Origin of the sequence: Armatimonas sp. (assembly GCF_031410135.1) — a bacterium.
Classification (GTDB): Bacteria; Armatimonadota; Armatimonadia; order Armatimonadales; family Armatimonadaceae; genus Armatimonas.
In genome coordinates this window covers 1-7,831 of the sequence record NZ_JANNYP010000365.1, presented here as the reverse complement: position 1 = coordinate 7,831, position 7,831 = coordinate 1, and the positions used below count along the sequence as shown (strand labels likewise).

9 protein-coding genes are annotated in these 7,831 nt (G+C 59.6%); 5 read left to right on the top strand and 4 right to left on the bottom strand.

Going from position 1 to position 7,831, the window contains the following annotated elements; translation table 11 throughout:
- From RMO15_RS33265 to RMO15_RS13370, 5 genes are all read left to right on the top strand, one after another.
- On the top strand, positions 1-139 hold a 139-nt coding region (locus tag RMO15_RS33265; RefSeq protein WP_369016110.1), incomplete at its 5' end, for a DUF1501 domain-containing protein.
- Positions 136-468, top strand: a complete 333-nt coding sequence (locus tag RMO15_RS13385; protein WP_309713375.1) for a hypothetical protein — start codon at positions 136-138, stop codon at positions 466-468. The genes RMO15_RS33265 and RMO15_RS13385, both read left to right, overlap by 4 nt.
- Before the next feature lie 491 nt (positions 469-959).
- Positions 960-1,649, top strand: a complete 690-nt coding sequence (locus RMO15_RS13380; RefSeq protein WP_309713373.1) for a hypothetical protein — start codon at positions 960-962, stop codon at positions 1,647-1,649.
- Position 1,650: 1 nt separating this feature from the next.
- Positions 1,651-2,124, top strand: a complete 474-nt coding sequence (locus RMO15_RS13375) for an HNH endonuclease (protein WP_309713371.1) — start codon at positions 1,651-1,653, stop codon at positions 2,122-2,124.
- A gap of 9 nt (positions 2,125-2,133) precedes the next feature.
- On the top strand, positions 2,134-2,538 hold the full coding sequence (locus tag RMO15_RS13370; protein ID WP_309713366.1) for a hypothetical protein: 405 nt from the start codon (positions 2,134-2,136) through the stop codon (positions 2,536-2,538).
- On the opposite strand, the gene RMO15_RS13365 is transcribed toward RMO15_RS13370, so the two are convergent.
- The 4 genes from RMO15_RS13365 to RMO15_RS13350 all read right to left on the bottom strand — a co-directional run bounded on the left by RMO15_RS13365 (position 2,501) and on the right by RMO15_RS13350 (position 7,607).
- A complete protein-coding gene (locus RMO15_RS13365) occupies positions 2,501-4,783 on the bottom strand; it encodes an FdhF/YdeP family oxidoreductase (RefSeq protein ID WP_309713364.1) in 2,283 nt (760 codons plus the stop codon). The genes RMO15_RS13370 and RMO15_RS13365 overlap by 38 nt on opposite strands.
- Positions 4,776-5,534, bottom strand: coding sequence for a formate dehydrogenase accessory sulfurtransferase FdhD (gene fdhD / locus RMO15_RS13360; RefSeq protein ID WP_309713362.1), 759 nt, complete (start codon positions 5,532-5,534; stop codon positions 4,776-4,778). The genes RMO15_RS13365 and fdhD overlap by 8 nt, the downstream gene beginning before the upstream one ends.
- A 61-nt stretch (positions 5,535-5,595) precedes the next feature.
- Positions 5,596-6,627, bottom strand: a complete 1,032-nt coding sequence (locus RMO15_RS13355; protein WP_309713359.1) for a glutamine synthetase beta-grasp domain-containing protein — start codon at positions 6,625-6,627, stop codon at positions 5,596-5,598.
- A gap of 95 nt (positions 6,628-6,722) precedes the next feature.
- Complete coding sequence (locus RMO15_RS13350) at positions 6,723-7,607, bottom strand: DUF1559 domain-containing protein (RefSeq protein ID WP_309713357.1); 885 nt, start codon at positions 7,605-7,607, stop codon at positions 6,723-6,725.
- Between the last annotated feature and the right edge of the window lie 224 nt (positions 7,608-7,831).

Genomic DNA, 7,831 nt, shown 5'->3' with positions numbered 1-7,831 from the left:
CGATGTCCACGACTTCCACGCCACGGTGCTCAGGCTGCTTGGTGTAGATCACGAGCGCTTCACCTATAAATACCAGGGCCTGGATCAGAAGCTCACCGGAGTAGAGCCTGCCAAGGTGATTAAAGAGCTGATCGCATGATAGATCTAGGAGGCGATCCGCCGCAGGGGCCGCTTCCTAAGTGGGGTGGTGGCCTCGTCGCGCCCCTTGCCTGTGTCGTCTACGCGCTGATCACACTCGTGCGCGGGGAGGCGTATCTGGGGCGTCACCGGGAGATTGCTCTGCGGGGTACAGATGTCGTTGCCTACGCCATCCCCGTATTTTGCCTGGCATTTCTCCTTCATGCCCACTTCTTCTGGGGAAATACCGAGCGTCTTGAGCCCTACTCCGGTTTGGGAAAGACATTAGGAGCTATAGTATTTGTGCTGAGCTTGGTCTTCTTGGCTATACGAGTTCTACGCCCGATGTGAGCTGACCTGTGATAAGCCCTGGACGGTAAACGTCCGGGCTGTGGGGCATCGTGCCTCCGCCGCGCCTTCGGCGGATTTCTACCGACGAGGTACGAGGAGGCGGCGCGAATGCGCCCCATAGCGGGACGTTTACCGTCCACGCTAACGTTTACCGTCCACGCTAACCAGACAATCCCAAATTTATGGATCGTAGGAAGCGTTAGAGTGAAGAGAAACGGCTCGTCAGTGTTGATCAAGATGTTGGGAGTATGCAGACGCTGTGTGTGAATACTGATAGGCACTTTCGGGATATTCCGAAAGTGCTTGTGAATCTTGACGGTTAGAGTTTTTATATCCAGAAAGTCATGGTGACTCTTGACGAGCGCTTTCAGTATATTCCGAAAGTATCTGACAGAGCCGCTGAGTCACTTTGGTATATTCCGAAAGTCTTTGAGAAGGAGTGCCGTAACTTTCTCGATCTTCTTAACGTCTATTAGCATGGAGGTTCTAAGATGGCAAGACGTGATGCACAGGCTGCGGATGCACAAGCAGCGAAGGTTCTTCAGGTAGATGAGGCGCGTGGCGCGAGTGACGACTTTAAGCTGAGCGAGAAACTACAAGCTCTTCTCTCCAGCCGTTTAGAGGCGCTACGCACCGCGGAGCGAGCCGTGAATGCGAGCGAGAGTGACCGAGTGGGCAGCAAGGGAGCGGTTACCGAGGCGCTCAAGGCCCTACGCGAGCGGCTCAAAGACGGCTACAACCATATCAAGGCCGTGCCCGGCTTCCAGATCATGTCTGAGCAGCGCCGCGCCGCGTTTGAGGACTACGGCTGGGAGGGCGGCATGCTGGGGAGCCTGGCTCGCCCCGAGCGCGTGCTCTCTCTGGCCAGGCAAGTGGCCGCCGCTACCCCGAGCGTCACACCCACTGAGGCGCAGTACCCGCAAGCCCTACGCCAGCATATCGCCACCGAGCTGGCTCGCTACGATGCCAATTCCCTCATGGCCTCGGTGGGAGGGCGGCGTGGTGCGACCGTCTTGCGCAACAAAGCCCTTCAGGAGCTGGAGCATGCACTGGATCGGGTACGCTTCTCCTACTGCGCCGCCAGCGACGAGCGCGACGCCACCTCGGAGCTGGCAAAGATAGACTTCCAGCCCATCCGCCGCTCCGCTCAGCGCCGCCTCAAGACCGAGGGCACGGGATAGGTTGCCTGAGCTGATCCTCACGGCGGAGCTGGTGCCGTCTACGTCCTGGTACAACAACCTGCGCAATGTGATTGCTCGCGAGGACTGGGACTGGATTCGTGGCGAGGTCTATGCCTACTACGAGAGCCGCTGCGCGATCTGCGGCGTCGGCGGCTCGCTCCACTGCCACGAGGTCTGGCTCTACGACGATGCTGCCCATACTCAGACACTGGAGGGCTTTGTGGCGCTCTGTCCGTGGTGCCATCACATCAAGCACCTGGGCTACGCGGGGATTCTCGCCTCCGAAGGAAAGCTCGACTACCGAAAGCTCATTGCGCACTTTATGAAAGTCAACGGCTGCGATAAAGCCGCCTTTGATGCACACCACAAAGCGGCGATGCAGCAGTGGGAGAAGCGCTCACGGCACCAGTGGCGCGTGGAGCTAGGCGAGTACGCCGCGATCATCCTGCCTCAACGTCTGGGCATAAGGCGGTAAAATAGCACTATGGAACACGAAGCCCCCCGCTGTGGCACGAGCCTCTTTGCTGTCTTACTAGGTCTCGTTTGCTTCGGTATCTGGCTTACTTGTCGCATTTGTATTGCGCTTTGGCGGCACTGGGGCACACCTTTTCGTACTTGGGGATGTCAGCTTCCTCGAACCGTGGAGGCAGTGGTCGAGGATTTTCTAACGCACCGGCTGTCACCCGAGGCAAGAGCATGGCTACGGGAAGAAAAGACGCCGCCGAAGTGGTCGCCGCAAGCCATTCTGCTTCAGAACGAGCTGCGAGAGCGCTACGGGCTAGAGACCTGGAACCGGCGATTGTTGCGTGACTGCGATACCCAAATCCCAGAAGAGGCAGCGCGGTATCTGCTCAAGCGGCTGTGGGAGCGGGTTCGAGGCGGACAATGACGGACTTACTGGTCGGGGTCTTGGACTTGTCGGCGTAGCTGCGGAGAGGGATTAGGACATTGGCCTCGGGGAAGTAGGTGGCGCAGCAGCGACGAGGAAGGGAATAGGGGACGGCGACGAACTTCTCGGCAAGGCGCTCCTCACCCTCAAAGACACTGACGATATCCACAAGCTGGCCTTGGGTGAGCCCTGCCTCGGCCATGTCCGCCTCATGGAGGAGCACGACCCGCCGGCCTCCGTAGATGCCCCGGTAGCGGTCGTCGTTGCCATAAATCGTTGTGTTGAACTGGTCGTGGGTACGAATGGTCATCATCAGCCACTCGCCATCGGCAAGGTGCCAGCGGGGCAGGGGATGGACGGTAAAGTGCGCCTTGCCGTCGGGGGTGGGAAACACCCGTTCACGGGGCGGGTTGGGTAGGACAAAACCACCGGGGACACGCACCCGGGCATTGACGTCCTCAAAGCCCGGCACGACGGCGGCGATCTTATCCCGAATCCGGTCGTAGTCACTGGTAAAACCCGACCAGTCCTCCCCAAGCACGACTTGCGCCACGCCCACCACGATTGCGGGCTCACTCTTGAGGTAGGGCGAGGCAGGCTCCAGGCTCCCGCGCGACGCATGGACATTGCAGACCGAGTCCTCCACCGTCACGAACTGTTCACCACCGCTCTGCAGGTCGCGCTCGGTGCGGCCCAGGCAGGGCAGGATCAGCGCCGTCTCGCCTGTCACAAGATGGCTCCGGTTGAGCTTGGTCGAGACCTGCACTGTGAGCGCACACTGGCGTAGCGCCTCCGCCGTCAGCTCCGTGTCGGGTGTGGCGGAGAGGAAGTTACCCCCCAGCGCAAAGAAGACACGCGCCTTACCCGCAAGCATCGCCTGGATCGCCTCCACGGTGTCGAAGCCGTGCTTGCGAGGAGGCTCGAAGCCAAAGACAGCTCCTAAGCGATCCAGCCAGGCGTCGGGCATCTTCTCGTAGATCCCCATCGTGCGGTCGCCTTGGACATTGCTATGGCCGCGCACACACATCAGCCCACCGCCATCCTTACCCAGCATCCCTCGGAGCAAGATAAGATTCACCAGGTACTGTACATTGGCGACCCCATTTTTATGCTGCGTCAGTCCCATTGCCCAGCAGAGCACCAGACGTTTTGCACGGCTCGCAAGCTCCCCTGCACGGCGAAGCTCCGCCTCACTCACGCCGCAAGCATCCGTGATTTCTTGCCAGTTTGTCGCCTCCAGATCGGCACGAAACACCTCGTAGCCTGCTGTGTGCGCCGTGATAAAGGCATCGTCCTGCGCCCCCGCTTCGAGCACGGCCTTGCAGAGTCCCTTGAGCAGGGCCACATCGCCGTTGATCCGAACGGGTAGGTGCTGGCAGGCCAGTGGTGTCGCCTGATCGAGCATTCCCAGCGGCTCCTGTGGGTGGGCAAATGCCGTCAAGCCCGCCTCGGGGAGGGGATTGACCGAGACCAGCTTCGCGCCACGCCGCACGGCTTTTTGTAGGCTGGTGAGCATGCGCGGGTGGTTCGTGCCTGGGTTTTGCCCAAAGACAAAGATCACATCGGCGTTTTCCAGCTCCTCCAGCGTGACCGTGGACTTGCCAAAGCCAAGGCTCTCCCCCAGGCCCACCCCCGACGACTCATGGCACATGTTGGAGCAGTCCGGCAGGTTGTTGGTGCCAAAGCGGCGCACAAAGAGCTGGTAGAGGAACGCCGCCTCGTTGCTGGCCCGCCCCGATGTGTAGAAGATCGCCTCGTCTGGGGACGCGAGCGCCTTGAGGTGCTCTCCGATCAGGGCAAAGGCTGCCTCCCAGGCAATGGGCTCGTAGTGATCGCTCCCTAGGCGGAGCACGAGAGGCTCGATGAGGCGGCCCTGACGATCAAGCCAGAGGTCGGAGTTTTGCGCGAGGCTCTGCACGGAGTGCTCGGCGAAGAACGCCCGCCCGATTCGTTTACTCGTGGCCTCACTCGCGATCGCTTTTGCCCCGTTCTCACAGAACTCAAAGCGGCTCCGGTGGTCGGTGGGGTCGGGCCAGGCACACGAGGGGCAGTCGAAGCCCGTTTTCTGGTTAACGGCGAGCCAGGTCTTGACACCACGTACCCAGCCCTGCTCACGCGCCATCGCCTCTGCAGACTTAAGCACAGCGTTTTTTCCTCCTGCAAAGCGCTTGCGCTCCCCGAGGGTGACGTCTGTCTCAATAGGCGGCTGCGCCGCGGCTTTCTCCCGTTTCTTTTCTTCAGACAAGGCGCCACTCTCCTGCGTAGAGATTGAAGCGATCGCCGCGCAGAAAACCCACGAGCGTGATGTCGGCTTCCTGACACATCGCCACGGCCAGCGACGACGGTGCGCCTACAGCAACCAGCGCGGGAATCCCGGCTCGCGCTGCTTTCTGCACGAGCTCGTAGCTAACCCGGCCACTCAGAAAGAGCAGCTGCTCGCTGAGAGGGAGTAGACCCTTCTGAAGTGCCCAGCCGATCACTTTATCCACCGCGTTGTGCCGCCCGATATCCTCGCGCAGGCAGAGCAGAGTGCCCTTGGTATCAAAGAGCGCGGCTGCATGGAGGCCTCCCGTGGTCTCGAACGTCTCTTGCTGGGCACGGACGAGGGCATTGAGGGAGAGGAGGAGTGCCTGGGAGAAGAGAGGGCTTCCTTTGTGCGCAGGGGGCTCGTCGGCTTGGGGGAGTATGCTTCGCCCACAGACTCCGCAGGCAGCATGGGTAGGAAAGCGGCGCAGAGTTGGGGGAAGCGCGATTCCGGGGATAAGCTTGATGTCGCCCCCCTGTTGCTGGAGAGTGTCTGTGAGGCGCTGAATCACTCCCTCGCCATAGAGAAAGCCAAGAGCGAGCTCCTCGTCTTCACCGGGGGTACGCATGGTTATGGAGAGAACCTCGCCATTGACACGAATGGTGAGGGGCTCCTCGACGGCAAGAAAGTCCGTTTGGTTGGTACACACTCCCGCTTCCCTGCGAGAGATCGCGACAGCGCTGGTTCGCATGAGGAGATTGTACCCAACAAAAAAGCCCACGCTCATGAGCGTGGGCTTTTTTGTTGGGTACTTAGAGCTCGGCAGACTTGACGGTCTTGATGATCCGTGCGGCCACTTTGTACGGGTCGGCGGCGGAGTTGGGACGGCGGTCTTCCAGCCAGCCCTTCCAGCCACGCTGCACAGCGCCAATCGGGATGCGGATAGAGGCACCACGATCCGAGATACCGTAGGAGAACTTGTTCCACGGAGCGGTCTCGTGCTTGCCGGTCAGGCGCAGGTGGTTGTCCGGACCATAGACATCAATATGGGCCTGGATAATCTCCTCAGGAGCAAACGCCTGGCAGATCTTGTCGTAGACCTCTTTGCTGCCCGAGGTGCGCAGAGCCGTGTTGGAGAAGTTCGCGTGCATGCCGGAGCCGTTCCAGTCCGTGTCGCCTAGCGGTTTACAGTGCCAGTTGATCCAGACATCGTGCGCCTCACTGACGCGCTCCAGCAGGTAGCGTGCGATCCAGATTTGATCCCCGGCCTCTTTAGCGCCCTTGGAGAAGATCTGAAACTCCCACTGGCCGGTGGCGACCTCCGCGTTGATTCCTTCGACATTCAGGCCCGCCTGAAGACACTGCTCCAGGTGTTCCTCGATAATCTCGCGGCCAAAGGCGTTGCGTGCACCGACGGAGCAGTAGTAGGGGCCTTGAGGAGCGGGATAGCCGCGATCTGGGAAGCCGAGGGGCTTGTTCGTCGCGCCATCGTAGAGGAAGTACTCCTGCTCAAAACCAAACCAGAAGTCGTTATCGTCGTCATCAATCGTGGCGCGACCGTTGGAGCGGTGGGGCATCCCGTAGGCGTCTAAGACCTCACACATCACCAGATAGGCGGGGGTGCCTCGTAGCGAACGCTCCGGGTCGGGGCAGATAAAGACCGGCTTAAGCTGGCAGTCCGATGAGCCGCCCGGAGCCTGCTCCGTGGAGGAGCCATCAAAAGACCACATCTCGCAGTCTTCGAGCTTGCCGCTGAAGTCAGTTTCGATCTTGGTCTTGCTACGAAGGCTCTGCATCGGCTGGTAGCCGTCGAGCCAGATATATTCGAGTTTTGCTTTTGCCATACTGGAGAGAATTCTACCCTTTTTTATGTTTCCGTTAGGTTTCCATTAAAAAAGCCCTGCCGATTTTGGCAGGGCTTCGGGGAAATCTCGCCGAACTACGGGCAGGCCGTGGTGTCCTCGGAGTCGAAGATGGGGCCGCCGGGGATGCCGTGGTAGTCGTTGTAGGGATTTGTCAGAGTGCTGACGGTGGCGGTGGGGTTCTCCAGAGCCGTTCCCCTCACCGGAACGGTAATTCCCGCACGCCAGCTGTAGACCGGGGTGCCAGCAGGACGGCCATTGATCGCAGCTGTCGTAAACTGGTTGGGGGCTGGGTTTGCGCCGAAACGGAACCACTTGGCGTGTCCATCGGAGAAACAGATATTGCTGCCGTCGTTGTGGCGACCATCTGCCAGAAAGTTCTGTGAGCCCAGTTTTACCGTTGGAGCGGCGTTTTCGTTGCGATGCGTCCCATCGAAGAACATGATCGTCTCAGCAGGCAAGCTCGTCGCCGCCATCGAGTTCACGGGAGTGAAGGCTCCCTTGAGAGGGGGCATTCCGCCACCGCCACAGAGGTTCTCTCCAAAGAGCCCGAAGTTCGGGACGATGCCCACATAGCGGAAGCCGCCCGACCAGAGCGGTCCAAGACGGCTGTACCAGTCGAGGCCTGGTTTGTAGCTGGGGCAGTTAAAGATATCCACATTCTTCATGTACGGCTGTAGCAGATCATAGACGGTAATCACCGAAGGCGCTCCTGCGGGAAGCGCCACCGGAACGATTGTTGCCAGAGGACGTGGCCCCATGTAGGCTGCCTGTGGGAAAGTCTCGTCGTAGTCCTGTACGTACTGCATGACGGCCAGGCCGATCTGCTTTTGGTTCGAGAGGCAGGAGATCGAGCGAGCTTTCTCGCGGGCTTGGGCGAAGACGGGAAAGAGAATGGCGGCAAGAATCGCGATGATCGCGATGACGACGAGAAGCTCTATGAGCGTAAATGCACGTTTCATTGTACAGAAAAAAATCCTTATTAAATTTCACGAAGAGAGTTGCTAGAGTCTACCCGGCTACTACCCTAATTGTAAAGAGATGGTTAACATCCGCGATCTCAGACAATATCCTATTAGATTTTGTTCCGCAACACTGTCTCTAGGAGGCGCGTCACTTTCAGCCCCTCTTCGCCCGTGACGTGGTCTGACTCGCCGCACATTAGGGCTTGGACAAACGGCAGGTG